This is a genomic window from Caulobacter sp. FG121, from assembly GCF_057809815.1.
The window spans coordinates 310,893-335,515 of sequence record NZ_JBMDKR010000004.1; the positions used below are offsets into that span (position 1 = coordinate 310,893).

A 24,623-nucleotide genomic window follows, 5' to 3' on the forward strand; every position below is an offset into this window, starting at 1 on the left:
CTTTCAGATCAGGAGGGCCCCACGGTCAGAACAGCGAAGATTTCAGGCGCAATGATGGCGATACAGGACCTCAGGCGGCCGGCGCTTCCGCCACCTTGGGCGGCGGCGCGGCGCTCAGGCCGATCAGGAAGGCCAGCAGCATCAGGCCCGCGGCGAGGAAGATCGCCAGGCCCGGCTGGTGCACGGTCGCGTCATGGCGCACCGACCAGGCGAAGGTCAGGCCGTAAAGCACGGGTCCAAGCATGGAGGCGATGCCCTGCAGGCTCTGATTGGCGCCCTGCAGCTGTCCCTGCTCCTGCGGCTGCACGCGACGGCTCATCAGCCCCATCAGGCCCGGCTGCAGGAAGCCCATCAGAGCAAACACCGGCGCGCCGACCAGATAGAGCATGCCCGTCGGCGCGCCTCCATAGATGGCGAAGCCGAGGAAGCCGAACATCGCCCCGACCAGCAAGGCGCCTTTTTCGCCGATGCGTTTGACCACCGGCCCGACCAGGAACATCGAGACGATGATCCCGAGGACCCCCGTCAGGGCCATGGTCAGGCCCATCGTCGAGGGGCTCCAGTGGTAGCGGTAGCCGACATAGAGCACGAAGATCGACGGCAGCACCGAATGCGCCAGCTGGAACAGGAAGCCGACGCTGGCCAGCCGCACAAGGTCCGGGTGCGAACGCAACAGGATCAGCGATCCGACCGGATTGGCCTTCAGCCAGTTGAAGGTCACCGCGCGCTTCTCCACCGCCAGCGACTCCGGCAGAACAAACAGGCCGTAGAGCAGATTGACGAAGGCCAGGCTGGCGGCGACGTAGAATGGCAGGCGCAAGGACATCTCGAGCGTGACGCCGAGGATCACGGGATCGGCCATTTTCAGGCTGAGATCACCCAGGTAGCCACCAAGCGCCGGTCCGATCAGGAAGCCGAAACTGAAGGCAGAACCCATGATGCCGAACACCCGCGCCCGATCCTGCGGCGGCGTGACGTCGGCAACATAGGCGTTGGCGGTCGAGAAGCTGGCGGCGGTCATGCCATTGAGGATCCGGCCCACCAGCAGCCAGCCGAGGGTCGGCGCCAGGGCCATGAACATGAAGTCCACGGCCAGGCCGAAGGTGGACAGCAGCAGCACCGGCCGGCGGCCATATCGGTCCGACATCATCCCCAGAATCGGGCCGATGAAGAACTGCATCACCCCCCAGGTGGCGCCAAAGATGACGTTCCAGTCGGCGGCCATGGCGGTGTCGCCGCCGGTCAGCGCCTTCACCAGGTTGGGGAGGATGGGGATCATGATCCCGAACGAGACGCTGTTGATCAGCGCCGAGACGAAGATGAAGCCGAAGGCCGCCCGGCGGCCCGTGGGCGCCGCGGCCTGCTGTTGATCCGTCATTCTCGCTCCCCAGCGCTTAGTCTCTTCGGCGCGACCTGTCGCCAGGCGAGGCGCACGAGGTCAGCCATCTTCTTCCCGTCCATGCGCCCGATGTCGAGTTGCGTCCAGCCGCCCTTGTCCCAGTTTCCCAGTGACACGATGGCGCTGCTGTCGGTCTGCTGAAGGCTCTCCTTGACCAGTTCCGGCAGCTTGAGAACGACCTTGTGGACGCCGTCGTCCTGCACCGGGGGAAGCGTCGCGAAGATCTTGCCGCGAACGCGGAACGAGGCGCGGTCGAAGTGTGGTTGTTCCTCCGCTTCCGGCAGGCTGAGCGCGAGGGTGCGGATGTCGTCGTGGGTCATCAATATTTCCGTTCACCCCGGCGAAGGCCGGGGCCCAGATGACATATCGCGAATTCAACAGGCTGGTCGCCTTGCCCGTGGATCTGGGTCCCGGCCTTCGCCGGGATGAGCGGCAGGGGATTGATCATCCCAGATACTCCCCCAACCGTCCCAACAGAGCCCGCCACCATTCGCCATGCCGCGCCAGGAAAGCCGTCTCCGGAAAGCCGTGCTTTGCGACATGAGCCCGGGGCACGCTGTCCCAGCCGGTGTGCGTGACCGTGACGCGGGTTTCGTCGCCGACGGGCTCGAAGGTCACCTCGACCTCGGTGGCCATGCCCGGCGCGAACGTGGCCTGGCGCCAGCCGACCACGAGGCGCGCGCCCGGCTCCCAGACCCTGACCTTGCCGACCTCAAACACCTTGCCGCCGGCGCGGGTCTCGATGAGCCGGTCCTGACCCTCGAACGACAAAACGCCGGGCTCGCGCGGCGTGAAGGCGAACAGGCTGTTGGGCGTCCACCACTGGCCGATCTCGGCCGTGAAGGCTTCAAACGCCCGCGCGGGGGTCGCCCGGACGCGCAGCGAGACGAGCACTCGTGAGGCCATCAGACGTCCGCCTCGACATGCGCCTTGAACGCCGCCAACTGGGCCGTCCAAAGCCGGTCGGTCTCCTCCAGCCAGCGCAGCAGATGAACCATGGGCTCGGGCCTCAGTTGATAGACACGCACCCGGGCGTCGAAGTCGGGGGAGGTCTCCTCGACCAGGCCCGAACGCCGCAGGGTGCGCAGGTGCCGGCTCATGGCCGGCGCCGACAGGCCGGCGGCCTCCGCCAGTTCCCCTGCCCGGCGCGGCCGTTCGCGGAGGAGCTCGACGACCTGTCGGCGATGGGGATCAGCGAGGGCCGCAAGTGTCTCATCGAGGCGGGCGGCCCCGATCAACGCCGTCATGGCTTGAAGATGGGCGTCTTGAGCCCTGTCGTCCGTTCCCAGTCCGCGGGATCGGTCGCCGCCACGGTCTGGCTCACGGTCCAGATATGTCCCTCGGGGTCTTTGCAGCGGTAGCTGCGGTCGCCGTAGAATTGGGTTTCCGGTTCGACAATGATCACCGCGCCAGCCTTCCGGGCCTGTTCACAGTGGGCGTCGACCGTCCCTTCCCCGTCTGCCAGCTGGATATGCACCGTCTGGGTCATGAGACCGTCGATCGAGGCGGGGCTCCGGTGTTCGTCCGTCCATTCGTTGCCGATCATCACAATGCTGTCGCCGTAGACCATCTGCGAATGGGCCAGCTTTCCATCGGCGTCCTCGATCAGCAGGGTGGTCTCGAAACCGAACGCCGCTTCGAGCCATTTCAGGGCCGCCCGCGGGTCCCGGTAGACCAGGGCGGATGACAAGGCGCGCTTCCGGGCCATCGGGGCCTCCTGTTTGTGAATTCCGCAATATTTAACGCATATGTAAATTATCTCGTCAAGCGGGTCGCCGGGGGCGTTGATTGGCGGAGATCGACTTGATCACCATCCGCCCCTGACTGGCGGCATCAGTCAGGGATGGTGCATGGGCCACGGCGCGGTCCATGAGATCGCCCACGCGGGGGTCGTCCAGCAGGTCCACGGGCGTCAGCACGATGTGACGAACCCGGCTGCCGCTTCCTTTCAGGAGCCCGTACGGGTCGTCCAACGTCGCGCCCTGACCGAAGAACAGGCTGACCCAGCGCGGATAGACGGCGAGGGAAAAGACCATGTCGCCGACCTTCTCGCCCGTGCCGAAGCCGATCGCGAGGGCGTTGTAGTTGTCATAGACGGCGATGACGGCGCCCGGCAGGCGACGACGCATGCGGGCCAACGCATCGCGCGCCTGGGCCGCCACCGTGTCGCTGAACTTCGTGATGAAACCTTCCAGCCGGGCTTCGGGGTCCATGCTTCACCTCAGGGCGGGGGCGGTGTCCTTCATGCGGCCGTCGTTGGGGCGGGCCTTGAGTCCCAGCAGCCGCATGATCAGCGGATAGACCGAGACGTTGTCAAACACCGGCAGGCGCGCTCCCGCCCGGAAGGCCGGGCCATGGGCGACGAACAGGGCGCGCATCTCCGGCGCGTCAGGGTCGTAGCCGTGAGACCCGGCGACGCCTGTCATGGGCCGGCGCGCGGACCACTCCCGAGAGGTCAGCACCCAGCCGGTCTCGGGCAGGCAGATGACCGGCGGAATGCGCTTGTGGGTCCCGTAGTGGAAGCGCTTCGGCAGTTCCGCCTTGCGCCAGCATTCGACATGCGGGTGCTTGCCCACCAGCGCGGCCTCCGCCGCCAGCGTACGCGGGATCAGGCCCGACACCGTGCCGAGGGTTACGGTCGTCACCTCCGCGATGGGGACCAGGTCGTCAAGGAACACGATCCGGTCCGGTGAGGTCTCGGCCATGCCATGGTCGGCGACGATGATCAGGTTGACCCGGTCGTAGAGCCCCCTCGCCTTCAGCCCGGCGACCAGGCGGGCCAGCGCCGCGTCGACGTCACTCAGGGCCTTGTCGAGGTCCGCGCCCCCGGGGCTGACGCGATGTCCGACCGTGTCGACGGCCTCGAAATAGAGCGTCATGAAAGCCGGCCGTTCCGTCGCCGGCAGGTCCAGCCAGCCGAGCACCCGGTCAACACGGGAGAAGGCCGGGTCCTTTTCGTCGTAGACGAACCACTGGCTGGGGCGCACGCCGTGCACCGCCGCCTCCGAACCGGGCCAGTACATCGTGAAGGCCCGCAGGCCCTTCTGTTCCGCCGTCACCCAGACCGGTTCTCCGCCGTCCCACCAGAACCGGTCCTGCACCTGATCGCGGGCGTACATGCTGAACTTCACGCCCGGCCGGGCGTCGTCGAACATGGTGTTGTCCGTCAGGCCGTTGTGGTCAGGGCGCAGCCCCGTGACGAGAGCATAGTGGTTGGGGAAGGTGTTGACCGGGAACGATGGCCGCATGCCGTCGGGCGCCCAGGCGCCGTCCGCGGCCAGGGCCGCCAGCGTCGGCGTCAGGCCGCGGGTGGCGTACTCGGCGCGGAAGCCATCGATGGAGATCAGGATTACCGGCGCCCGTTCAGCGGCCAGAGCCGGCCCCCCCGCGAACAACAGAACGAGGGCGGCGAGACAGAACGGGCGGACGACGGCGATCATGAAGTTGCTCCGGCGAGTCTCCATCTGCGCCCACACGCTTGGCGGACTCAAGCACGGTCGTCATAGTCCGGCCCTGTCACCTGTATATGACCGGGAGCGAACCACAGGATGTCCCAATGAGTTTCGCCCTCGAGGCCGCCGATGTCAGCAAGGCCTATGGCGCGGTCAAGGCGCTGGACGGGCTGACGCTGAACATCCCGCGCGGTGGGATCTTCGGCATCCTGGGCCCCAACGGCGCGGGCAAGAGCACCCTGTTCCGCATTGTCCTCGGCCTGGTGCGGCCTACGACCGGCGAGACCCGCCTGCTGGGCGCGCCGGCCGGCGACATCAAGGCGCTGCGACGGATCGGGGCGGTCATCGAGACGCCGCGCTTTCTGCCGTGGCTGACGGCCCGTGACACCCTGACCATGCTGGCGCTGGAATCGGGCCTCAAGACGCCGGACATCGACGGCTGGCTGCAGCGCGTGGGCCTGACCGAGGCGGCCGACCGAAAGGTCAACGGCTACTCCGTCGGCATGAAGCAGCGACTTGCCCTGGCCGCCGCCCTGCTGACCAAACCGGAAGTGCTGATCCTCGATGAGCCGACCAGCGGCATGGATCCGGCCGGCATCCTCGAGATGCGCGCCCTGATGCGCGAACTGGCCGACAAGGACGGGGTGACCATCATCCTCGCCAGCCACCAGCTCGACGAGGTGCAGCGGGTCTGCGACTCCGTGGCCATTCTTGACCGCGGCAAGCTGGTCAAGGACGGCCGGGTCGACCAGATGACCGCCGTCAACGAGCGGCTGCGGCTGCTCGCGTCGCCGGCGGCCAAGGTCCTTGAGATACTCGGCGCGAAGGGCGCGGCCGACGGAGAGGACGCCGTGTTCGCCGCCATCACCCGCGCCGAGGCCCCGGCCCTGATCGCGGCGCTTGTGAAGGCCAGGGTGGACATCACCGAGGCCCGCTGGATCGGCGGCGACCTCGAAACGGTGTTCCTCGATTCCACGGGAGACGCGGATGCTCGCTGACGCTTTCGCCGCCGAGCGGCTGCGCTTCTTCAAGGCGCGCGGGACGGTGTTCTGGAGCCTGGGGTTCGTGCCCCTGGTCAGCATCCTGATCGGCCTGATCCAGGGTCTGCTGATGCGCAACCTGCTGGGCAAGGCCGCGGCGGCCGGCAATCCCGCCGCCGCCCTCGCCCGCGCGCCGGTCTCGCTGCTGAACCAGGCCGTCGAGGCCGTGTCCGGCTCGAACTTCTTCATCGTGCAGCTGTTCTTCCTGATCGCCGCCTCGGCGATTCTGGCGGGCGACTATCGCTGGGAGACCTGGCGGTTCCTCACCCCCCGCAACACGCGGGCCAACCTGCTGCTCGGGAAGATCGCGACGTTCGGCCTGGTGACCCTGATCGGCCTGGTGCTGCTGGCGGTCGGCGGGATCGTCGCAGGGCTGCTGTCGGCCGTGCTGACCAGCGGCGGCATCGTCTGGTCGACGGCCGAGGGCAACACCAACGCCCAGTTGGCCGGCATGTTCGGCATCGCGTTCCTTGAAATGATGGCCCTCGGCGCCCTCGCGGCCGTCATCGCCGTGGCCACCCGCGCGGGGCTGGCCGCCCTGCTGGTTCCGGTCGGGGTGTGGATTGTCCAGGGCTTCGCGGTCAGCCAGCGGCAGAAGGGGTTCGACAATCCTCTGCAGCCACCGCTGCCAGACCTGCTCGGCTTCCCGGTGCTGCAGTCCGACCTGTTGAAGGCGGCCATGTCGCCGCCGCAGATGGGCGTGCCGCCGGACATCAACTGGCCCGTGGCGCTGGTAGCCCTGATCGCCTGGATCGCCGGCCTGACCGCCCTCGCCGTCTGGCTGTTCCAGCGCCAGGACCTAACGCGTGAGTAGTATTTTAGTAGATTTCTCGCATGAGGCGCGTTAGGGTTGATCATGCCTGAAGACAAACCCGGCTTCAAGGAAACTCCCGCGGCGGAGTTCGACTTGTTCGATGAAGTCGACGAGGAAGCGGACGCGCGGCTGATCGCCGAGGCCGAGGCCGACTGGGCAGCGGGGCGATGCGTGCCGCATGAAGAAGTGGCCGCCTGGCTGAGAACCTGGGGGACCCCTGACTACAAGCCGATGCCGAGGTCGTGGCTAAAGTAGCCTGGTCGCGGTCAGCGCTCGCCGACCTGGACGACATCGCCAACCACATCGCCAGGGATAATCTGTCGGCCGCGTTGCGGATCAGCGAGGCGCTCTGGATGGCCGGAGAGAGTCTCGTTGATCACCCGAACCGCGGTCGGCCGGCCGCTTCCGGGCTGCGAGAACTCATTTCGGTCCGCCCTTACATTCTTCGGTACCGGGTTTCGGTGAAGCGGGTGCTGATCGTTCAGATCCGCCACGCGGCGCGACGGCCACGGTGAGACGATTTGGCAAAGGGCGGATTCACGTTGAGTTTGGGCGGGCCGCAGGAACGTCTGCAATGCGCTGCTTGCCGGCTGACATCTCTCACACCTATGGTTGTTGCGCCGATGGCAGCTGGAGTTCACCCATGAGGCAGACCGGGACTTCGCCTGGGGGCCGCCATCGCGGGCGAAATTTGCTGCTGGTTCTAACCTTCCTGGGGTTCGGCCTGTTCGCCCCCTCCGCCCAGGCGCAGGTTGGCGCACTTCAGACCGACTGTCGTCTTGGCGGAAAGGGAGGCGACAGCAGCTATCAATTTGTTTCGACCTGCGCCGGCAGGGCGCTGTCCCCCGACCGACGGCTCGCCGTCGTGCAGAAAGCCTACGACGAGACGCAACCCGTCATCGAGCTTCAGGATGCCCGGGGGCGAACCCTGACGAAATTGACGAGCCTGAGCGACGACATGCCGTTCTCTGTATCCTGGTCGCCGAACTCACATTGGTTCTTTGTGAACCACCACGTCGGCTCATTCATGGATGCGCTTCAGGTCTTCGAGATCGTCGACAACGCCGCCGTCGAGCGCCCGGCCCTGGTAAATTTGGCAGTCCGGATTGCGACGAGCCGGTATCCCTGCCTGTCGCCGCAAGCCGTTCATCCGAATGGGTCGCGATGGACACGCGACAGCCGCCGCATAGTGCTGCTGACGATCAGCGCCTCCTATGCCTGCTCCCCTGGTTTCAGCGAACATCCCGGCGAATGGCGATCGCTCTGGATGATTGGCGACGTCAGGAGCGGCACCATCAACCCTGCCTCCATTCGAGTGCAGGCCGACGACAAGGCCATCCGAGAACCTTCCGACGGGCTATATTCGGGGCGCTGAGCGACATCTGACAAATCAGCTCGCGGCCTGGTCCGGCGCAAAGCAAAAGGCCCCGGATCGCTCCGGGGCCTTTCAGTGTCTCAATCTGCCGAAGCGAAGATCAGTCTTCGCCGAAGGTCTGGACCGGACCGGAGTCCTTGCCCTTTTCGGCGGGGTCGCGGTCGACGAATTCGATGATCGCCATGGCGGCATTGTCGCCGTGGCGGAAGCCGGCCTTCAGCACGCGGATGTAGCCGCCGTTGCGGGCCTTGTAGCGCGGGCCGAGCACCGAGAAGAGCTTGCCGACCTGTTCGATGTCGCGAACCTGACTGATGGCCTGGCGACGGGCGTGCAGGTCGCCGCGCTTGCCGAGCGTGATCAGCTTCTCGACGATCGGGCGCAGTTCCTTGGCCTTGGGCAGGGTGGTGACGATCTGCTCGTGCTTGATCAGGCTCGCCGACATGTTGGCGAACATCGCCATCCGGTGAGCGGTCGTACGACCCAGTTTACGGTGTGCTTTACCGTGACGCATGTTGGTCTCTCCTGGGCCTCAGCCCGCAGTGTTGTCACCTATCCCAGCCTGTTTCCCGCCTGGGTCAGAACGAAGCGCCGGGGCCCTCGGCCGCTGTTGCGGCGTCTCAAGGCCCCGAACCGCCCTTGCGGACGATCCGGGAGATAGCGCGATAGTCGGACTAGATCTGGTCTTCGAACTTCTTGGCCAGATCTTCGATGTTTTCCGGCGGCCAGTTCGGCACGTCCATGCCGAGATGCAGGTTCATGCCCGCGAGCACTTCCTTGATCTCGTTCAGCGACTTGCGGCCGAAGTTCGGGGTGCGGAGCATTTCCGCTTCCGTCTTCTGGATCAGGTCGCCGATGTAGACGATGTTGTCGTTCTTCAGGCAGTTGGCCGAACGGACCGACAGCTCGAGCTCGTCGACCTTCTTCAGCAGAGCCGGGTTGAACGGCAGCTCCGGCTTCGCTTCGCCGTCGGTCTTGGCCTTGGGCTCTTCGAAGGTGATGAAGATCTGCAGCTGGTCCTGCAGGATGCGGGCGGCGTAGGCCACCGCGTCCACCGGACCGACGGCGCCGTTGGTTTCGACTTCCAGCACCAGCTTGTCATAGTCGAGCGACTGACCCTGACGGGTCGGCTCGACGCGGTAGGCGACGCGCTTCACCGGCGAGTACAGGGCGTCGACGGCGATCAGGCCGATCGGCGCGTCTTCCGGACGGTTCTGCTCCGACGGGACGTAGCCCTTGCCGTTGTTGACCGTGAACTCCATGCGCACGTTGGCGCCGTCGTCCAGGGTGCAGAGCACGTGGTCGGGGTTGAGGATCTCGATGTCCGAGGGGACCTCGATCTGGCCGGCCGTCACGACGCCGGGGCCGGTGGCCCGCAGGGTCATGCGCTTGGGGCCTTCGGAATGCATCCGAAGAGCCAGTTGCTTGATGTTGAGGACGATGTCGACGACGTCCTCACGCACGCCTTCCAGCGAGGAGAACTCGTGAACCACGCCGTCGATCTGGACGGCGGTCACGGCCGCGCCTTGCAGGGAGGAGAGCAGAACGCGACGCAGCGCGTTGCCGAGCGTCACACCGAAACCGCGCTCGAGGGGTTCAGCGACGATGCGAGCCTTGCGGCTGGCGTCGGCGCCGGTCTCGATCATCGGCTTTTCGGGGCGAATGAGCTCGTTCCAGTTTCTTTCGATCACGGGCGGATGTCCTTGGAACGCGTCTTCGCCGGCCGCGAAACGCACGGCCGGCGACGGGAGAGGGTCAACGAATAGAACTCAGACTCGCCGGCGCTTGGGCGGCCGGCAGCCGTTATGCGGAATCGGAGTCACGTCGCGGATGGTCGTGATCGTCATACCGGCGGCCTGCAGGGCGCGAAGCGCGGATTCACGGCCGGAACCGGGACCCGAGACGTTCACTTCCAGCGTCTTCACGCCGTGCTCGGCGGCCTTCTTGCCAGCGTCTTCGGCGGCCATCTGGGCGGCGTAAGGGGTCGACTTGCGCGAACCCTTGAAGCCCATGGCGCCGGCGCTCGACCAGGAGATCGTGTTGCCCTGCGCGTCGGTGATCGTGATCATGGTGTTGTTGAACGAGGCGTTCACGTGCGCCACGCCCGAGGTGATGTTCTTGCGTTCGCGCTTTTTGACGCGAGCCGGTTCCTTGGCCATCGAGGCTCTCTCTTACTTCTTCTTGCCGGCGATCGGCTTGGCCGGACCCTTGCGGGTGCGGGCGTTCGTGTGGGTGCGCTGACCGCGGACCGGCAGGCCCTTGCGGTGACGCAGGCCGCGGTAGCAGGCCAGGTCCATCAGACGCTTGATGTTGGTCGAGGTCTCACGGCGCAGGTCACCCTCGACCGTGAAGTCCTTGTCGATCGCTTCGCGGATCTGCAGGACCTCGGCGTCGGTCAGCTGGTTCACCCGGCGCGCATCCTCGATGCCCACCTTGGTGATGATGTCCTTGGCAGACTTCTGGCCGATGCCATGGATGTACTGAAGCGCGATCACCACGCGCTTGTTCGTCGGAATGTTGACGCCTGCGATACGAGCCAAGCCTAAATCTCTCTGTCTTATCGCGCCCCTTGGGACGCACGCGCAAAACGAGACGCCACTAGCGCACCGGCTCTCAGCTTGCACTTCGAGCCGACGCGGGAGTCGCGCCTTTCGCGGAAGCGCACCGTTATAGGGATCGGTGCGCCGCCGTCAATGCCGGAAAAGGTTGATTTTCAACCAATCCGGTCCGTCGTCAGATCGCCGCCAGAGCCGATGCGATCGCGGCCGAAACCGCTTCCATCGTGCCCATGCCGTCGACGGCCTTAAGCTTCCCCTGCCCTTCATAGTAAGGGAGTAACGGGGCCGTCTGGGCGTTATAGGCGCCGAGACGGGTCTTGAAGGTCTCCGGATTGTCGTCCGGTCGCCCCTGTTGTTCAAAACGTCCGGTGACCCGTTCCAGAAGGACCGGCTCATCGACCAGAAGGCGCAGCACGACGTCGATCTTCTGGCCGCGACCGGCCAGCATCGAATCAAGCGCCTCGGCCTGGGCCACGGTGCGCGGGAAGCCATCGAAGATGGCGCCGCCAGCCGCTTCCGCCTCGGGGAGCCGCTCTTCGATCAGCGCGATGACGATCTCGTCGGAGACCAGGTCGCCCCGCGCCAGCACGCCCTTCACCCGCTCTCCGAGGTCGGAGCCCGAGGCGATGGCCGCCCGCAACATGTCGCCCGTCGAAAGCTGCACCATGCCGCGCTCGTCCACGAGACGCTTGGCCTGGGTGCCCTTGCCGCAGCCAGGCGGCCCGAACAGGATCAGATTCATCCGAAGTCTCCCCCTCGCCCCGGTCTTTCGCCGGAGCGCTTCCCGAACTCGCGGTCTACTTACGACCACCCCGCAGCTTGGACTTCTTGATGAGCCCCTCATATTGGTGGGCCAGAAGGTGGGACTGGATCTGCGCCACCGTATCCATCGTGACCGAGACCACGATCAGGATGGAGGTGCCGCCCAGGGCCCGCGTCTGCTGCGGGCTGCCCATGAAGCTGGTCAGGGCCTCGGGGATCAGACAGACCGCCGCGATATAGGCGGCGCCGATGACCGTCAGGCGCGTCAGGACGAAGTCCAGATATTCCGCCGTGCGCTTGCCCGGCCGGATGCCCGGCATGAAGCCGCCGTACTTGCGGAGGTTCTCCGCCGTGTCGTCCGGATTGAACACCACCGAGGTGTAGAAGAAGCAGAAGAAGACGATCAGCAGACCATACAGGATCATGAACAGCGGCTGGCCATGCTGCAGGCTGGCCACCGCGCCCGGCAGCCACTGCAGCCACGCCGGCAGGGTGTCCGCCTGGAGGAAGCCCGCCGCCGTCGCCGGCAGCAGAAGCAGCGAGGAGGCAAAGATCGGCGGGATCACGCCCGAGGTATTGATCTTCAGCGGCAGGAACGAGCTTTCGCCGCCAACCGTGCGGCCGCCCCGCTGCTGCTTGGGATACTGGATCAGCAGACGGCGCTGCGAGCGCTCCATGAAGACGATGGCGAGAATGATGCCGACCGCCAGGGCCAGAAGTCCGAAGACAGCCCCGGCGTTGACCGCGCCGACCTGAACCTGTTGCAGCAACTGGTAGATGCTGCGCGGCAGGACCGCGACGATACCGGCGAAGATGATCAGGCTGATGCCGTTGCCCACGCCGCGGCTGGTGATCTGCTCGCCGAGCCACATCAGGAACAGGGTGCCGCCGGTCAGGGTGACGACGGTCGAGGCAAAGAAGAAGGCCGGCGGGATGCCCGGCACGACCACGCCGCTCTTCATCATGCCGAAGGCGATACCGGCCGACTGGACCAGCGCCAGCACCACGGTCAGGTAGCGGGTGTACTGGTTGAGGGTCTTGCGACCCGCCTCCCCGCCTTCCTTGCGCAGCTTTTCCCAGGGCGGATAGACCGTTCCCAGCAGCTGCACGATGATCGACGCCGAGATGTACGGCATCACGTTCAGGGCGAAGATCGCCATCCGCTGGACCGCGCCGCCCGAGAACATGTTGAACATGCCCAGGATGCCGCCGTTCTGCCCCTCGAAGATGCGGGCGAACTGGACCGGATCGATGCCGGGGATCGGGATGTAGGTGCCGAGGCGATACACGACCATCGCGATGATGGTGAACATGATGCGCTTGTGCAGCTCCGTCGCCTTCTGGAAGGCGCCGAAGTTGAGGTTTGCGGCTAGCTGCTCTGCGGCCGAAGCCATGTAGGTCCCCGCGACTCTTTAAGGAGCGTCACAAATAGGGACGACACCGGGCGTTGTCACCCGGCGCCGCCTCACTGCGTCAGGCTTCGGCTTCAACCTTGGCCGGGCGGGTCAGGGTCAGCTTGCCGCCGAGCTTCTCGACCGCCGCCTTGGCGGCTTCCGAGGCGTGATAGACGGTGATCTCGATCTTGCTGGTCAGCTCGCCCTTGCCGAGAAGCTTGATGCCGTCGAGCTTGCGGCGGATCACGCCGGCGGCCACGAGCACGTCGCCGTCGATGGCCTTCTTCGGGTCGAGCTTGCCGGCGGCGATCGCCTGCTCGATGCGCCAGAAGTTCACTTCAGCGAGCTTCTTGGCGAAGGGGTTGTTGAAGCCGCGCTTGGGCATACGCATGTGGAGCGGCATCTGGCCGCCCTCGAAGCCGGCGATGGCGACGCCCGAGCGCGCCTTCTGGCCCTTCACACCGCGACCGGCGGTCTTGCCCTTGCCCGAGCCCGGGCCGCGGCCGACGCGCATGCGGTTCTTGGTGGAGCCTTCGCGCGGGGCGAGTTCGTTGAGCTTCGTCATCTTGAGTGCCTCTCCTTGGAGATCGATCGCCCGGACCTGGTCCGGACTCGGCTTTGCGGAAATAGAGTCCGCCCGTCCTGCGGTTTGCGGGACGGGCGGCGCTCTGTAGCGGGTTTAGTCGACCACTTCCACCATGTGGGCGACCTTGGCGATCATCCCGCGAACCGACGGGGTATCTTCCAGGACGCGGGTGCGGCCGATCTTGTTCAGACCCAGACCGGCCAGGGTGGCGCGCTGGTCGCCCTTGCGGCGCAGCGGGCTGGCCGTCTGGCGGACGGTGACGGTTTTCTTATCAGCCATGACTAGCCCTCGATTGCGTCAGGCGCGGAAGCGCCGTCGGCCCGGCGACCCAGGACATCGCTGACCTTCTTGCCGCGCTTGGCGGCGATCTGGCGGGGCGAAGACTGGGCCTTGAGGGCCTCAAACGTGGCGCGAACCATGTTGTAGGGGTTGGACGAGCCGGTCGACTTGCCCACGACGTCCTGGACGCCGAGGGTTTCGAGAACCGCGCGCATCGGACCGCCGGCGATGACGCCGGTGCCGGGAGGCGCCGCGCGAACCATCACCTTGCCGGCGCCCCAACGGCCGTTGCCGTCGTGGTGCAGCGTGCGGGACTCGCGCAGCGGAACGCGGATCATCGTCTTCTTGGCTTCTTCCGTCGCCTTGCGGATGGCTTCCGGCACTTCACGCGCCTTGCCATGACCGTAGCCGACGCGGCCTTTCTGGTCGCCGACCACCATCAGGGCGGCGAAGCTGAAGCGACGGCCACCCTTCACGGTCGCGGCGACGCGGTTGATGTGCACCAGCTTCTCGACGATGTCGCTGTCAGCGCGATCGTCGGTCGGGGCGTTGCGGTCCCGGCGGTTCCGGCCTTCGCCGCCACCACCACCACTGCGGGGTTCACGAGCCATATGCTGGGTTCCCTTAGAAGTTCAGGCCGGCTTCACGCGCGGCATCCGCCAGCGCCTTGATCCGTCCGTGATAGATGTAACCGCCGCGATCGAAGACGACGTCCTTGACGCCTTTTTCGATCGCGCGTTCGGCGAGGAGCTTGCCAACCAGGGCGGCGGCATCCTTGTCCGCTCCCTTGGTCTTGCCTTCGCCTTCCAGCGACGACGCGGCCGCCAGGGTCACGCCGTTCTCATCATCGATGATCTGGGCGTAGATGTTCTTGCTCGAACGGAAGACCGACAGACGCGGACGGCCGTTCGAAAGCGCCCGAAGGCGAGTGCGGTTGCGCTGGGCGCGGCGCACATGGGATTCGCGAGGAGAGAGCGCCATGACTACTTCTTCTTGCCTTCCTTGCGGCGGACCTTTTCGCCGGCATACCGGACGCCCTTGCCCTTGTAGGGCTCCGGCGGACGGATGCGGCGGATCTTGGCCGCGGTTTCACCGACCAGCTGCTTGTCGATGCCGGCGATCTTCACTTCGGTCTGCTTGGGCACCACGAAGGTGATGCCGCCCGGAGCGGGGATGTCGACGTCGTGGCTGAAGCCCAGCGCCAGCGAAAGGTCGGAACCCTTCAGCGCCGCGCGATAGCCAACGCCCACCAGTTCGAGGGTTTCCTCGAAGCCGGCCGTGACGCCCTGCACCATGTTGGCGATCAGGGTCCGCGAAAGACCCCACATCGACCGGGCGCGCTGGGTGTCGGCGCGGATCGAGAGGGTGATCTCGGCGCCTTCCTGCTTGACTTCGACCTCTTCGGCGATCGTCCAGGCGAGTTGACCCTTGGGCCCCTTCACCGTGACGGTCTGGCCGTCGAGCGTGACGGTGACCCCTGCGGGTACGGCCACGGCCTTCTTTCCAATACGGCTCATATCAGTAGACCCTGCAGAGCACTTCGCCACCGACGTTGGCGTCGCGGGCGGCAGTGTCGGACATGACGCCCTTGGGCGTCGACAGGATCGAGATGCCGAGGCCGTTCTTGATCGGCTTCAGGTCCTTGATCGACGAGTAGACCCGGCGACCAGGCTTGGACACGCGGGCGATGTCGACGATCACGGGCTCGTTGTCGAAATACTTGAGCTCGATCTCGAATTCGGGGAACGCACCGGGCTTCTCGACGAGCGAGTAGCCGCGGATGTAGCCCTCACCGGCCAGCACATCGAGGACGCGCGCGCGCATCTTCGAAGCCGGGGTGGAGACTTTCGCCCGCTTGCGCATGGCGGCGTTTCTAATGCGGGCGATCATATCGCCAATGGGGTCGTTGACCATTTTACGATCCCTCCCTTACCAGCTCGACTTGACGAGGCCGGGGATCAGACCGGCGGAGCCAAGCTCACGCAGGGCGATCCGGCTCATCTTCAGCTTGCGATAGTAGGCGCGCGGACGACCCGTCACCTCACACCGGTTGCGGATGCGGATGGCGGCCGAATTCCGCGGCAATTTCGCGAGCTTCAGTCGGGCATCGAAACGTTCTTCGAGCGGCAGGGTCTCGTCGTTGGCGGTAGCCTTCAGCGCGGCGCGCTTGGCGGCGTACTGCTTGACGAGCTTCTTGACCATCTCGTTACGGTTGACGGCGCTTTTCTTGGCCATGAGTTCTTTCCTTCCCGTCCGTTACGCGGTGAACGGGAACTGGAATTCCTTGAGAAGCGCGCGCGCTTCGTCGTCGGTCTTCGCAGTGGTGCAGACGATGATGTCCATGCCCCAGATCTGGTCGATCTGGTCGTAGTTGATCTCCGGGAACACGATGTGTTCCTTCAGGCCCATGGCGTAGTTGCCACGACCGTCGAAGGAGGTCGGCTTGAGACCCCGGAAGTCCTTCACCCGCGGAAGGGCGATGGTGATCAGGCGATCCAGGAATTCATACATGCGGTCGGCGCGCAGGGTGACCTTGGCGCCGATGGTCATGCCTTCCCGGATCTTGAACTGGGCGACGGACAGGCGGGCTTTCGTGGCGACGGGCTTCTGGCCGGCGATCGCCGCCAGATCCTTCATCGCCGTGACGGCCTTCTTGGAGTCCGCGACCGCTTCGCCGATGCCCATGTTCAGGACGATCTTGTCCAGCTTGGGAACCTGCATCTCGTTGGAATAGCCGAACTGTTCCTTCATCGTGGCGCGGATGCGCTCACGATAAATGGTCTTCATCCGGGGTTCGTAAGCTTGATCAGCCATTGATCGCCTCGCCCGTGGTCTTGGCGAAACGCACCTTCTTGTCGCCGTCCATGCGGAAGCCGACGCGGGTGGGTTTGCCGTTGGAATCGACGATGGCCACGTTCGAGACGTGCACCGGCGCTTCCTTGTGTTTGATGCCGCCCTGCGGGTCCGCCTGGGTCGGCTTGGTGTGGCGCTGGACCATGTTCAGGCCGCCAACGACGACGCGATCTTCCTTCGGGAGGACGCGCACGACATCGCCGGACTTACCCTTGTCCTTGCCGGTGAGGAGGACGACCTTGTCGCCCTTCTTGATCTTGGCCGCCATTACAGCACCTCCGGCGCGAGGGAGATGATCTTCATGTGGTTCTTGGCGCGCAGTTCACGGGGAACCGGGCCAAAGATCCGCGTGCCGATCGGCTCCGCCTGCTTGTTGACGATCACGGCCGCGTTCTTGTCGAAGCGGATGACCGAGCCGTCCTTGCGCTTGATGGCCGAGGACGTGCGAACGACGATGGCTTGCAGCACATCACCCTTCTTCACGCGGCCGCGCGGAATGGCTTCCTTCACGGAGACAACGATCTTGTCCCCGACGTGTGCGTAGCGGCGCTTGGCCCCGCCCAGCACCTTGATGCACATGACCCGGCGTGCGCCTGAATTATCGGCGACTTCCAGGTTAGTCTGCATCTGGATCATGGTTTAATACCTTCCAGAAACTAGCTGACGGCCTTGGGAAGGACTTCCCAGGTCTTCAGTTTGGACTTCGGCGCGCACTCGACGATCTTGACGATCTCACCAGCCTTGTGGGCGTTGGCTTCATCGTGAGCGTGATACTTCTTGGACCGGCGCACGGTCTTCTTCAGCAGCGGGTGGAGGAACGTACGTTCCACCTTGACCACCACAGTCTTGTCGCCCTTGTCGGAGACGACCACGCCTTCAAGAATACGTTTGGGCATATCGGTCTCCTACGCGGCCTTCTTGGCGCGCAAAACGGTCTTGATCCGCGCGATGTCCTTGCGGATCTCGTTCACGCGGTGGGTCTTTTCGACCTGGCCCGTCGCTGCCTGGAAGCGCAGATTGAACTGCTCCTTCTTCAGGTTCAGCAGGGCTTCGGCCAGCTGGTCGGGCGTAAAGCCCCGAACTTCATCGATCTTCATGTCAGTGCTCCGCGGCCACGCCGCTATCGATGCGGGACACGATGCGCGTCTTGATCGGCAGCTTGGCGGCGCCGAGCTTCAGCGCGTCACGGGCGATGTCGTCGGCGACGCCGTCGATCTCGAACATGATGCGACCGGGGTGAACACGAGCGGCCCAGTAGTCGACGGCGCCCTTGCCCTTACCCATCCGCACTTCGGCCGGCTTGTCGGTGACAGGCAGGTCCGGGAAGATACGGATCCAGACGCGGCCCTGACGCTTCATGTGACGCGTAATCGCGCGGCGAGCCGCCTCGATCTGGCGCGCCGTGATGCGCTCGGGCTCGACGGCCTTGAGGCCGTAGGAGCCGAAGTTGAGCAGGGTGCCGCCCTTGGCGGTCCCGTGGATCCGGCCTTTGAAGGCCTTCCGGTACTTGGTTTTCTTCGGTGACAGCATGACGGTTACGCCTCAGCTCCACGACCACGGTCGCGGCGCGGGCCGCGGGGTCCGCGATCGTCACGGTCACGTCCACCACCTTCGCCGGCGGGGCCGGATTCAGTGGCCAGGCGCTTGTCCAGCGCCATGGGATCGTGGTCCAGCACTTCGCCTTTGAAGATCCAGGTCTTCACGCCGATGATGCCGTAGGTGGTCTTGGCTTCAGCGAAGCCATAGTCGATGTCCGCGCGCAGCGTATGCAGCGGCACGCGACCTTCGCGATACCATTCCATCCGCGCGATTTCCGCACCGCCCAGACGACCCGAAACGTTGATCCGGACGCCCTTGGCGCCCAGACGCATGGTCGACTGCATGGTGCGCTTCATGGCGCGACGGAAGGCGACGCGGCGCTCGAGCTGCTGGGCGATGTTCTCGGCCACCAGCTGGGCGTCGGTTTCCGGCTTGCGGATCTCGACGATGTTCAGGTGAACCTCGACGCCGACCATGGACGCGATGTCCTTGCGCAGCTTGTCGATGTCCGCGCCCTTCTTGCCGATGATCACGCCGGGGCGCGCGGCATAGATGGTGACGCGGCACTTCTTGTGCGGACGCTCGATGATGATCCGCGAAATGCCGGCCTGGTACAGGCGCTTCTTCAGTTCACGGCGGACCTTGATGTCCTCGTGAAGAAGGCGACCGTACTCCTTGCCGTCGGCGAACCAACGGCTGTCCCAGGTGCGGTTGATGCCGAGCCGAAGCCCGACCGGATTGACTTTCTGACCCATCAGGCAGCCTCACCCAGTTCGCGGACCACGATGGTGAGTTCGCTGAACGGTTTCTCGATGCGCGACGAGCGGCCCCGCGCACGGGCGGAGAAGCGCTTCATCACGAGGTTCTTGCCCACGAAGGCCTCCGACACGACGAGCGAGTCGATGTCGAGGTTGTGGTTGTTCTCGGCGTTCGAGATGGCGCTGTAGAGCGCCTTGCGGACGTCCTTGGCGATGCGCTTGTGGCTGAACTCGAGTTCGTTCAGCGCCCGTTGCACCTTCAGGCCGCGGATCGACTGGGCCACGAGGTTGAGCTTCCGGGCCGAGGTGCGCAGCGTGCGCAGCTTGGCCTGAACCTCAGTTCCTGGCAGTCGACGGGCTTTCGCTTTCTTCGACATGCTACTTCCTCTTGGCCTTCTTGTCGGCCGCGTGACCCGGGAAGTTCCGCGTCGGAGCGAATTCGCCGAACTTGTGGCCGACCATGTCTTCCGACACGGAAACCGGCACGTGCTTGAGACCGTTGTGGACGCCAAACACCAGGCCGACGAACTGCGGCATGATGGTCGAGCGACGCGACCAGGTCTTGATCACATCCTTGCGGCCCGACGATTGCGCGGTCTCTGCCTTCTTCAGCAGGTAACCGTCGACAAACGGGCCCTTCCAGACTGAGCGTGTCATGGCTTAACGGCCCTTCTTCGCTTTATGGCGCGACCGGATAATGAACTTGTCCGTGGCCTTGTTGGTGCGGGTCTTGGCGCCCTTGGTCGGCTTGCCGGCCGGGGTCACCGGGTGGCGACCACCGGAGGTGCGGCCTTCGCCGCCGCCGTGCGGGTGGTCGACCGGGTTCATGGCGACGCCGCGAACGTGCGGACGGAAGCCCATGTGGCGAACGCGGCCGGCCTTGCCCAGAACCTGGTTCATATGGTCCTGATTGGAGACGGCGCCGACGGTAGCCATGCAGGTGTCCTGCACCATCCGCAGCTCGCCCGAACCCAGACGGATCTGGGCGTAGCCGCCATCACGACCCACGAGTTGGGCGTAGGCGCCGGCCGAGCGGGCCAGCTGGCCGCCCTTGAGGGGCTTCAGCTCGACGTTGTGAATGATCGTGCCGATCGGCAGACCGCTCAGCGGCGCGGCGTTACCCGGCTTCACGTCAACCTTTTCCGAGGCGAGGACTTCGTCCCCGACCTTGAGGCGCTGCGGAGCCAGGATGTAGGCCAGTTCGCCGTCGGCGTACTTGATCAGCGCGATGAAGGCCGTCCGGTTCGGATCGTACTCCAGACGCTGGACCGTGCCGACCACGTCGAACTTGCGACGCTTGAAGTCGACCATGCGGTACAGACGCTTGGCGCCGCCGCCGCGGAAACGGACCGCGATACGGCCACCGCCGCCACGACCGCCCGACTTGGTCAGGCCTTCAACGAGCGACTTCTCCGGGCGACCCTTGTGGAGTTCGCTGCGGTCGATCAGCACCAGGCTGCGGCGACCGGGAGACGTCGGATTGTAATGCTTCAGAGCCATCTCTTAGAGCCCCGTCGTGATGTCGATCGACTGGCCGTCGGCCAGTGTCACGATGGCTTTCTTGACGTCGGAACGATGTCCGACGCGACCACGGAAGCGCTTGGTCTTGCCCTTGACGTTCAGGGTGTTGACCTTGGTCACCTTGACCTTGAACAGCGCTTCGACCGCGGCGGCGATCTCGTCCTTCGTCGCGTCGTCGGCGACCCGGAAAACGACCTTGTTCTGTTCAGACAGATAGGTCGCCTTTTCGGTGATCACCGGAGCGAGGATGGTGTCGTAATGGCGAGCGGTTGCGGTCATTACGCGGCTTCCTTCTGAGCGAAGCGAGCCGAGATGCCTTCGATGGCCGACTTGGTCAGGACCAGGGTCCCGCGGCGCAGCACGTCGTAGACGTTCAGGCCGGCGTTCGGCAGCACATCGATGTTCGGAATGTTGCGAGCCGCCAGCTTGAAGTTGGCGTTCACTTCCGGCCCGGCGATGATCAGGGCGTTCTTGAGGCCCATCTTGTCCAGGGTGGCGCGCAGACCGGCCGTCTTCGGATCGGTCAGCTCGGCGGCGTCCAGGACGACCAGCGAACCCGACTTGGCCTTGGAAGACAGCGCATGACGCAGGGCCATGGCGCGGATCTTCTTGTTCAGACCAAACTCGTGGCTGCGGACGACCGGGCCGTGAGCCTTGGCGCCGCCGACGAACTGGGCCGCACGGCGCGAACCGTGACGGGCGCCGCCGGTGCCCTTCTGCTTGTACATCTTCTTGCCCGTACGAGAGACCTCGTTGCGGACCTGAATCTTGTGGTTTCCGGAGCGGCGCTTGGCCAGCTGCCAGGTGACGACGCGCTGAAGGATGTCCCCGCGGATCTCGTCGATGCCGAAGATGGCGTCGTCGAGATCGACCGAACCGGCCTTGGCGCCGTCAAGCTTGATGACGTCGAGTTTCATTATTCAGCGCCCTCTTGCGTGGCTTCGGGGGCCGCGGCCTCTTCAACCTGGGGCTCTTCAGCCGGCGCGGCGGCAACCGCCACATCGCCCGCCTTGCGGAAAGCGCCCGGACGCGGCAGGTCGGCCGGAGCCGCCTTCTTGATCGCGTCGCGCACCTTCACATAGGAGCCTTCGGTGCCGGGGACGGCGCCCTTGATCAGGATCAGGCCGCGCTCGACGTCCACCTTCCAGACCGTGAGGTTCATGGTGGTGACGGTTTCCTGACCCAGGTGACCGGCCATCTTCTTGCCGGCGAAGGTCTTGCCCGGATCCTGACGCTGGCCGGTCGAACCGTGAGCCCGATGCGAGACCGAGACACCGTGCGTGGCGCGCATGCCGCCGAAGTTCCAGCGCTTCATGGCGCCGGCGAAGCCCTTGCCGACCGTCGTGCCGGTGATGTCGACCTTCTGGCCCGCCATGTAATGGTCGGCCGTGAATTCAGCGCCGACGTCGATCATCGCGCCTTCTTCGATGCGGAACTCGGCCACGACCCGCTTGGGTTCGACCTGAGCCTTGGCGAAGTGGCCGCGCATGCCGTTCGGCGTGTTCTTGGCCTTCTTGGCGCCGGCGCCGAGCTGGAGGGCGGTGTAGCCGTCTTTCTCAACAGTGCGCTGGGCCGTCACCTGGCAGCCGTCGAGGCTGAGGACCGTGACCGGAACGTGCTGCCCGGTTTCGTCGAAGAAGCGGGTCATGCCCAGCTTCCGGGCGATGACGCCGGTGCGTTGTGCGGGGAGAGTCATTGTTCTCGGCTCCCTACAGCTTGATCTCGACGTCCACGCCGGCGGACAGGTCGAGCTTCATCAGCGCGTCCACGGTCTGCGGGGTGGGGTCGACGATATCCAGGACACGCTTGTGCGTGCGGATTTCGAACTGCTCGCGCGACTTCTTGTCGACGTGCGGCGAGCGGTTGACGGTGAATTTCTCAATGAGCGTGGGCAGGGGGATCGGCCCCCTGACGGTGGCGCCCGTGCGCTTGGCCGTATTCACGATCTCGCGTGTGGAATGATCCAGCACGCGGTGATCGAAGGCCTTGAGCCGGATGCGGATGTTCTGACGATCCATATCGCTCGTGTTTCCCAAAGGGCTCCCCAAGAAGGGCGGCGCCCGCGTGCTTCAGACCATTTCAAAGACCAACCCGACGTCATCCCCGAGGGGATGGGTCGGACAACGCCAGTCCGCAAAAACGAAAGTGGTCCAGGCGGACATCCGCGAGGACCTGCTCCCCAACCGCGATTTTCCTTTGATGGAAAGCCATAGGTCGGTTCGTTCCGCGGGCCGCGTCTGCACCGAAGTGCACTGCCGGTCCAACAGAGGGGCGGTTACTAAGGCAGCGACTCGGGAAGGTCAACCCGGCAAGGGCCTCGAATGTCCTTTCCGGCCCGAATTCCTTCCCTCTTGAGGCGACGGCCGGCCAAGGCGGTCCCTCCAGGCGGCGGAACTCCTGCCGACTGGCGCCCTTGGAGGGATAGCGCCGATCGGAGACGGGCGAACCCGCGTCCGGCTCGTCCATGTAACGGAGCATGGACCAGCCGGAGAGTTCCGCACCACCGAAGCCTAGAGACGCCGGGCGCGGGGCGTACCCCCTGTTCGGGGGGTGTCGCGTCAGTCGGCGTCGTCGATCGGCCCGACGACCACGTCGCCCGAGCCGGCCACCTTCTTGCTGACCGCTCCGGACACGCTGAGCACGCGGATGTCGCCGGATCCGGCGACCCTGGCGCTGAGGCTCTCGGCCGGGGCGATGATGACGATGTCGCCCGATCCGGCGATCGACGCAGCGATGGCGCCGACCTTGCCGCCGCGAACCTTCACGTCGCCCGATCCCATGATGTTGGCGCTGACCGGCCCGCTGACGGAGGCCGCTTCCGTGTCGCCCGAGCCCGCGATGTTGACCGTCAGGGCGCCGCCGATGCCGGCGGTCTTCACGTCCCCGGATCCGGCGATGTTGATGGCGGTGGCGCCGGCCGTGCCGACCGTGACGTCGCCTGATCCGGCCAGATTGATCTTCAGCTCGCCCGCCACGTTGGCCACCGTCCAGTCACCGCAGCCGGCGCTGGCCAGAACAAGGCTGTTGCTTCGCCCGACGCTGCCGAACACCGCGCCGCCGCCGGCCACCTCGGCGTCCATCGGCGTATGGATGACGATCTGGGGCAGGTTCGCCCAGTCATAGGTCTTGCCGTTGACCGTGACGGTCGCGGCGCCGTTGGTGGTGCGACAGGTGCGGATGGCGCCGAAGCGTTGCCCGCCGTCGACCATGGTCTTGTCGCCCTCTGCGCGGACGGTCAGCGGCAGGCCGGGATTGGTGGTCAGGAACTCGACCTTCACGTCGCTCCGGTTCTCCGGAATGACGACGACGCGGGCGGCCGCGTCCTTGATCTCGACGGAAGCGGCTTGGGCGGCCGTGGCCCCCAGGAGCGCCGCGGCGGCGACGCCGGCTACCAGGAATGCGCGCATCGGAATGTCTCCCCTCAATGCATGGTGAGGGGACGCTATGCCGGACGCCCGCCGGAGGCAGCTTAATTCGCGGTCATGACAGGGGAGTCATGTGGGGGGGCGCCGGTGCGCAGGGGGCCAGGACGTAGGGCGTAGGGAGTAGGGAGAAGTTCGACCTGCGCACGCCGCCGGCGCCGCGCCCCTCTCTGGCTACTCCCCAAGCCCTACTCCCTATCCGCCCCCGGCCAGCGCCAGCAGCAGGGTCTCGGACTCATCGTCCGACGGCAGGAAGGCTTCGACGCGCAGGCCGTCGAGCGTGGCGTCAACGGGAGTGGCGAAGGCTATGGTGGTCGGGATCAGGCCCAGTTCGCGACTCTGCGACATGAAGCGCACCTCGCAGAGCGGCTCGGGTGACGGCGCAGGGTCGGCCATCAACAGTCCGGCGACATCCGGCACGGCCAGCAGGTCGCTCCAGACCGCCTGAAGGCGCGCGTCGTCCGGCCCGGCCGCCGCCTCGATCGAAGCCCGGCGCAGCATCGCGCCCGCAAAAGCCTGCCAGTTGATAATGTGCCGTCGCAGCTCGTCCGGCGCCAGGAACAGCGTCATCAGGTTCATCGGCCGGCTGACGCGGCTTTCGCCGAGCATGAGCCTCAGCAGCCGCTGGGCCGCGTCGTTGGCCGCCAGCACCGTCCAGTCCCGGTCGATCACGAACGCCGGCCACGGCTCATGCCGCGTCAACACCAGGGTGATCGCGCGGCGGACCTGCGCCATTCCCGGAGCGGAGAGATCGGTCACTCTATATACGGGCTCGTCGGTCACGGAGGGTCCTCGCCACACACAGGATGGCTTGGTTCGGCGCCCCGGCAAAGAAAAAGCCCCCCGGTGTTTCCACCGGAGGGCCTGATCTGTG

General features: G+C 65.5%; 41 protein-coding genes. 5 read left to right on the forward strand and 36 right to left on the reverse strand.

All coding sequences use genetic code 11. The annotated features are described in order from the left end of the window. Positions 1 to 70: 70 nt before the first annotated feature. The 7 genes from ACODSL_RS13085 to ACODSL_RS13115 form a co-directional block, all read right to left on the reverse strand. Positions 71 to 1,378: a TCR/Tet family MFS transporter gene (locus tag ACODSL_RS13085; RefSeq protein WP_488901135.1), complete on the reverse strand. Its 1,308-nt coding sequence runs from the start codon at positions 1,376 to 1,378 to the stop codon at positions 71 to 73. Beyond that, positions 1,375 to 1,719, reverse strand: coding sequence for an MmcQ/YjbR family DNA-binding protein (locus ACODSL_RS13090; RefSeq protein ID WP_488901136.1), 345 nt, complete (start codon positions 1,717 to 1,719; stop codon positions 1,375 to 1,377). Before ACODSL_RS13090 ends, ACODSL_RS13085 begins: the two co-directional genes overlap by 4 nt. Positions 1,720 to 1,843: 124 nt before the next feature. Next, complete coding sequence (locus tag ACODSL_RS13095; RefSeq protein ID WP_488901137.1) at positions 1,844 to 2,305, reverse strand: SRPBCC domain-containing protein; 462 nt, start codon at positions 2,303 to 2,305, stop codon at positions 1,844 to 1,846. Continuing rightward, the gene (locus ACODSL_RS13100; protein ID WP_488901138.1) at positions 2,305 to 2,646 is read right to left on the reverse strand and encodes an ArsR/SmtB family transcription factor; all 342 of its coding nucleotides are present in this window, start codon (positions 2,644 to 2,646) and stop codon (positions 2,305 to 2,307) included. The genes ACODSL_RS13095 and ACODSL_RS13100 overlap by 1 nt, the downstream gene beginning before the upstream one ends. Beyond that, positions 2,643 to 3,107: a VOC family protein gene (locus tag ACODSL_RS13105; RefSeq protein WP_488901139.1), complete on the reverse strand. Its 465-nt coding sequence runs from the start codon at positions 3,105 to 3,107 to the stop codon at positions 2,643 to 2,645. The genes ACODSL_RS13100 and ACODSL_RS13105 overlap by 4 nt, the downstream gene beginning before the upstream one ends. A 55-nt stretch (positions 3,108 to 3,162) precedes the next feature. Then, a complete protein-coding gene (locus tag ACODSL_RS13110; protein WP_488901140.1) occupies positions 3,163 to 3,612 on the reverse strand; it encodes a hypothetical protein in 450 nt (149 codons plus the stop codon). Between the two features lie 3 nt (positions 3,613 to 3,615). After that, the gene (locus ACODSL_RS13115; protein WP_488901141.1) at positions 3,616 to 4,839 is read right to left on the reverse strand and encodes an alkaline phosphatase family protein; all 1,224 of its coding nucleotides are present in this window, start codon (positions 4,837 to 4,839) and stop codon (positions 3,616 to 3,618) included. A gap of 116 nt (positions 4,840 to 4,955) precedes the next feature. Here ACODSL_RS13115 and ACODSL_RS13120 point away from each other — a divergent pair, with 116 nt between their 5' ends. From ACODSL_RS13120 to ACODSL_RS13140, 5 genes are all read left to right on the forward strand, one after another. Further along, complete coding sequence (locus ACODSL_RS13120) at positions 4,956 to 5,849, forward strand: ABC transporter ATP-binding protein (protein ID WP_488901142.1); 894 nt, start codon at positions 4,956 to 4,958, stop codon at positions 5,847 to 5,849. Then, positions 5,839 to 6,705, forward strand: coding sequence for an ABC-2 transporter permease (locus tag ACODSL_RS13125; RefSeq protein WP_488901143.1), 867 nt, complete (start codon positions 5,839 to 5,841; stop codon positions 6,703 to 6,705). Before ACODSL_RS13120 ends, ACODSL_RS13125 begins: the two co-directional genes overlap by 11 nt. A gap of 42 nt (positions 6,706 to 6,747) precedes the next feature. After that, positions 6,748 to 6,960, forward strand: a complete 213-nt coding sequence (locus ACODSL_RS13130; protein ID WP_488901144.1) for an antitoxin — start codon at positions 6,748 to 6,750, stop codon at positions 6,958 to 6,960. After that, positions 6,948 to 7,220 carry a type II toxin-antitoxin system RelE/ParE family toxin gene (locus ACODSL_RS13135; RefSeq protein WP_488901145.1) on the forward strand — a complete coding sequence of 91 codons (273 nt, stop codon included), beginning with the start codon at positions 6,948 to 6,950 and terminating at the stop codon, positions 7,218 to 7,220. The genes ACODSL_RS13130 and ACODSL_RS13135 overlap by 13 nt, the downstream gene beginning before the upstream one ends. A 128-nt stretch (positions 7,221 to 7,348) precedes the next feature. Continuing rightward, positions 7,349 to 8,080, forward strand: coding sequence for a hypothetical protein (locus ACODSL_RS13140; RefSeq protein ID WP_488901146.1), 732 nt, complete (start codon positions 7,349 to 7,351; stop codon positions 8,078 to 8,080). 100 nt (positions 8,081 to 8,180) lie between these two features. Here ACODSL_RS13140 and rplQ read toward each other — a convergent pair whose 3' ends face one another. From rplQ to ACODSL_RS13285, 29 genes are all read right to left on the reverse strand, one after another. Further along, the gene (gene rplQ, locus ACODSL_RS13145) at positions 8,181 to 8,591 is read right to left on the reverse strand and encodes a 50S ribosomal protein L17 (RefSeq protein ID WP_488901147.1); all 411 of its coding nucleotides are present in this window, start codon (positions 8,589 to 8,591) and stop codon (positions 8,181 to 8,183) included. Between the two features lie 160 nt (positions 8,592 to 8,751). Continuing rightward, a complete protein-coding gene (locus tag ACODSL_RS13150; RefSeq protein WP_488901148.1) occupies positions 8,752 to 9,768 on the reverse strand; it encodes a DNA-directed RNA polymerase subunit alpha in 1,017 nt (338 codons plus the stop codon). 78 nt (positions 9,769 to 9,846) lie between these two features. After that, positions 9,847 to 10,236 (reverse strand): 30S ribosomal protein S11, encoded by a 390-nt coding sequence (gene rpsK / locus ACODSL_RS13155; protein ID WP_007662706.1) that lies wholly within the window; start codon positions 10,234 to 10,236, stop codon positions 9,847 to 9,849. Between the two features lie 12 nt (positions 10,237 to 10,248). Further along, positions 10,249 to 10,617 (reverse strand): 30S ribosomal protein S13, encoded by a 369-nt coding sequence (gene rpsM / locus ACODSL_RS13160; protein WP_488901149.1) that lies wholly within the window; start codon positions 10,615 to 10,617, stop codon positions 10,249 to 10,251. A 193-nt stretch (positions 10,618 to 10,810) separates the two neighbouring features. Continuing rightward, positions 10,811 to 11,377 (reverse strand): adenylate kinase, encoded by a 567-nt coding sequence (locus tag ACODSL_RS13165; protein WP_488901150.1) that lies wholly within the window; start codon positions 11,375 to 11,377, stop codon positions 10,811 to 10,813. A gap of 55 nt (positions 11,378 to 11,432) precedes the next feature. Further along, complete coding sequence (secY, locus tag ACODSL_RS13170; RefSeq protein ID WP_488901151.1) at positions 11,433 to 12,791, reverse strand: preprotein translocase subunit SecY; 1,359 nt, start codon at positions 12,789 to 12,791, stop codon at positions 11,433 to 11,435. 79 nt (positions 12,792 to 12,870) lie between these two features. Then, a complete protein-coding gene (gene rplO / locus ACODSL_RS13175; protein WP_488901152.1) occupies positions 12,871 to 13,356 on the reverse strand; it encodes a 50S ribosomal protein L15 in 486 nt (161 codons plus the stop codon). A 114-nt stretch (positions 13,357 to 13,470) separates the two neighbouring features. Beyond that, on the reverse strand, positions 13,471 to 13,656 hold the full coding sequence (gene rpmD / locus ACODSL_RS13180) for a 50S ribosomal protein L30 (RefSeq protein ID WP_488901153.1): 186 nt from the start codon (positions 13,654 to 13,656) through the stop codon (positions 13,471 to 13,473). 2 nt (positions 13,657 to 13,658) lie between these two features. Continuing rightward, positions 13,659 to 14,267 (reverse strand): 30S ribosomal protein S5, encoded by a 609-nt coding sequence (gene rpsE / locus ACODSL_RS13185; protein ID WP_488901154.1) that lies wholly within the window; start codon positions 14,265 to 14,267, stop codon positions 13,659 to 13,661. Between the two features lie 13 nt (positions 14,268 to 14,280). Next, positions 14,281 to 14,637, reverse strand: coding sequence for a 50S ribosomal protein L18 (gene rplR / locus ACODSL_RS13190; RefSeq protein WP_488901155.1), 357 nt, complete (start codon positions 14,635 to 14,637; stop codon positions 14,281 to 14,283). Between the two features lie 2 nt (positions 14,638 to 14,639). After that, complete coding sequence (gene rplF, locus ACODSL_RS13195; protein WP_488901156.1) at positions 14,640 to 15,173, reverse strand: 50S ribosomal protein L6; 534 nt, start codon at positions 15,171 to 15,173, stop codon at positions 14,640 to 14,642. 1 nt (position 15,174) lies between these two features. Further along, on the reverse strand, positions 15,175 to 15,570 hold the full coding sequence (rpsH, locus tag ACODSL_RS13200) for a 30S ribosomal protein S8 (RefSeq protein WP_488901157.1): 396 nt from the start codon (positions 15,568 to 15,570) through the stop codon (positions 15,175 to 15,177). A 15-nt stretch (positions 15,571 to 15,585) separates the two neighbouring features. Beyond that, entirely contained in the window at positions 15,586 to 15,891 is a 306-nt protein-coding gene (gene rpsN, locus ACODSL_RS13205) for a 30S ribosomal protein S14 (protein WP_488901158.1), read from the reverse strand. Positions 15,892 to 15,912: 21 nt separating this feature from the next. Beyond that, positions 15,913 to 16,470, reverse strand: coding sequence for a 50S ribosomal protein L5 (rplE, locus tag ACODSL_RS13210; RefSeq protein WP_488901159.1), 558 nt, complete (start codon positions 16,468 to 16,470; stop codon positions 15,913 to 15,915). Further along, positions 16,463 to 16,777 carry a 50S ribosomal protein L24 gene (gene rplX, locus ACODSL_RS13215; RefSeq protein ID WP_488901160.1) on the reverse strand — a complete coding sequence of 105 codons (315 nt, stop codon included), beginning with the start codon at positions 16,775 to 16,777 and terminating at the stop codon, positions 16,463 to 16,465. The genes rplE and rplX overlap by 8 nt, the downstream gene beginning before the upstream one ends. Beyond that, positions 16,777 to 17,145, reverse strand: coding sequence for a 50S ribosomal protein L14 (rplN, locus tag ACODSL_RS13220; protein WP_487298383.1), 369 nt, complete (start codon positions 17,143 to 17,145; stop codon positions 16,777 to 16,779). Before rplN ends, rplX begins: the two co-directional genes overlap by 1 nt. 20 nt (positions 17,146 to 17,165) lie before the next feature. Beyond that, positions 17,166 to 17,405, reverse strand: coding sequence for a 30S ribosomal protein S17 (gene rpsQ, locus ACODSL_RS13225; protein WP_488901161.1), 240 nt, complete (start codon positions 17,403 to 17,405; stop codon positions 17,166 to 17,168). Between the two features lie 9 nt (positions 17,406 to 17,414). Then, complete coding sequence (rpmC, locus tag ACODSL_RS13230) at positions 17,415 to 17,606, reverse strand: 50S ribosomal protein L29 (protein WP_488901162.1); 192 nt, start codon at positions 17,604 to 17,606, stop codon at positions 17,415 to 17,417. 1 nt (position 17,607) lies between these two features. After that, positions 17,608 to 18,039: a 50S ribosomal protein L16 gene (rplP, locus tag ACODSL_RS13235; protein ID WP_488901163.1), complete on the reverse strand. Its 432-nt coding sequence runs from the start codon at positions 18,037 to 18,039 to the stop codon at positions 17,608 to 17,610. A gap of 5 nt (positions 18,040 to 18,044) precedes the next feature. Beyond that, positions 18,045 to 18,803, reverse strand: a complete 759-nt coding sequence (gene rpsC, locus ACODSL_RS13240) for a 30S ribosomal protein S3 (RefSeq protein WP_488901164.1) — start codon at positions 18,801 to 18,803, stop codon at positions 18,045 to 18,047. Further along, positions 18,803 to 19,183: a 50S ribosomal protein L22 gene (gene rplV, locus ACODSL_RS13245; RefSeq protein ID WP_488901165.1), complete on the reverse strand. Its 381-nt coding sequence runs from the start codon at positions 19,181 to 19,183 to the stop codon at positions 18,803 to 18,805. Before rplV ends, rpsC begins: the two co-directional genes overlap by 1 nt. Before the next feature lies 1 nt (position 19,184). Further along, positions 19,185 to 19,463, reverse strand: a complete 279-nt coding sequence (gene rpsS / locus ACODSL_RS13250; protein ID WP_488901166.1) for a 30S ribosomal protein S19 — start codon at positions 19,461 to 19,463, stop codon at positions 19,185 to 19,187. A gap of 3 nt (positions 19,464 to 19,466) precedes the next feature. Continuing rightward, positions 19,467 to 20,306, reverse strand: a complete 840-nt coding sequence (gene rplB / locus ACODSL_RS13255; protein WP_488901167.1) for a 50S ribosomal protein L2 — start codon at positions 20,304 to 20,306, stop codon at positions 19,467 to 19,469. A gap of 3 nt (positions 20,307 to 20,309) precedes the next feature. After that, positions 20,310 to 20,606 (reverse strand): 50S ribosomal protein L23, encoded by a 297-nt coding sequence (locus ACODSL_RS13260; RefSeq protein ID WP_488901168.1) that lies wholly within the window; start codon positions 20,604 to 20,606, stop codon positions 20,310 to 20,312. Further along, positions 20,606 to 21,244: a 50S ribosomal protein L4 gene (gene rplD, locus ACODSL_RS13265; RefSeq protein WP_488901169.1), complete on the reverse strand. Its 639-nt coding sequence runs from the start codon at positions 21,242 to 21,244 to the stop codon at positions 20,606 to 20,608. The genes ACODSL_RS13260 and rplD overlap by 1 nt, the downstream gene beginning before the upstream one ends. Beyond that, positions 21,244 to 22,023, reverse strand: a complete 780-nt coding sequence (gene rplC, locus ACODSL_RS13270) for a 50S ribosomal protein L3 (protein WP_488901170.1) — start codon at positions 22,021 to 22,023, stop codon at positions 21,244 to 21,246. Before rplC ends, rplD begins: the two co-directional genes overlap by 1 nt. A 13-nt stretch (positions 22,024 to 22,036) precedes the next feature. Further along, positions 22,037 to 22,345: a 30S ribosomal protein S10 gene (gene rpsJ / locus ACODSL_RS13275; RefSeq protein ID WP_004616952.1), complete on the reverse strand. Its 309-nt coding sequence runs from the start codon at positions 22,343 to 22,345 to the stop codon at positions 22,037 to 22,039. A gap of 540 nt (positions 22,346 to 22,885) precedes the next feature. Continuing rightward, positions 22,886 to 23,734: a GIN domain-containing protein gene (locus ACODSL_RS13280; RefSeq protein ID WP_488901171.1), complete on the reverse strand. Its 849-nt coding sequence runs from the start codon at positions 23,732 to 23,734 to the stop codon at positions 22,886 to 22,888. A gap of 210 nt (positions 23,735 to 23,944) precedes the next feature. After that, positions 23,945 to 24,532 carry an MmyB family transcriptional regulator gene (locus tag ACODSL_RS13285; protein WP_488901172.1) on the reverse strand — a complete coding sequence of 196 codons (588 nt, stop codon included), beginning with the start codon at positions 24,530 to 24,532 and terminating at the stop codon, positions 23,945 to 23,947. Positions 24,533 to 24,623 lie beyond the last annotated feature (91 nt).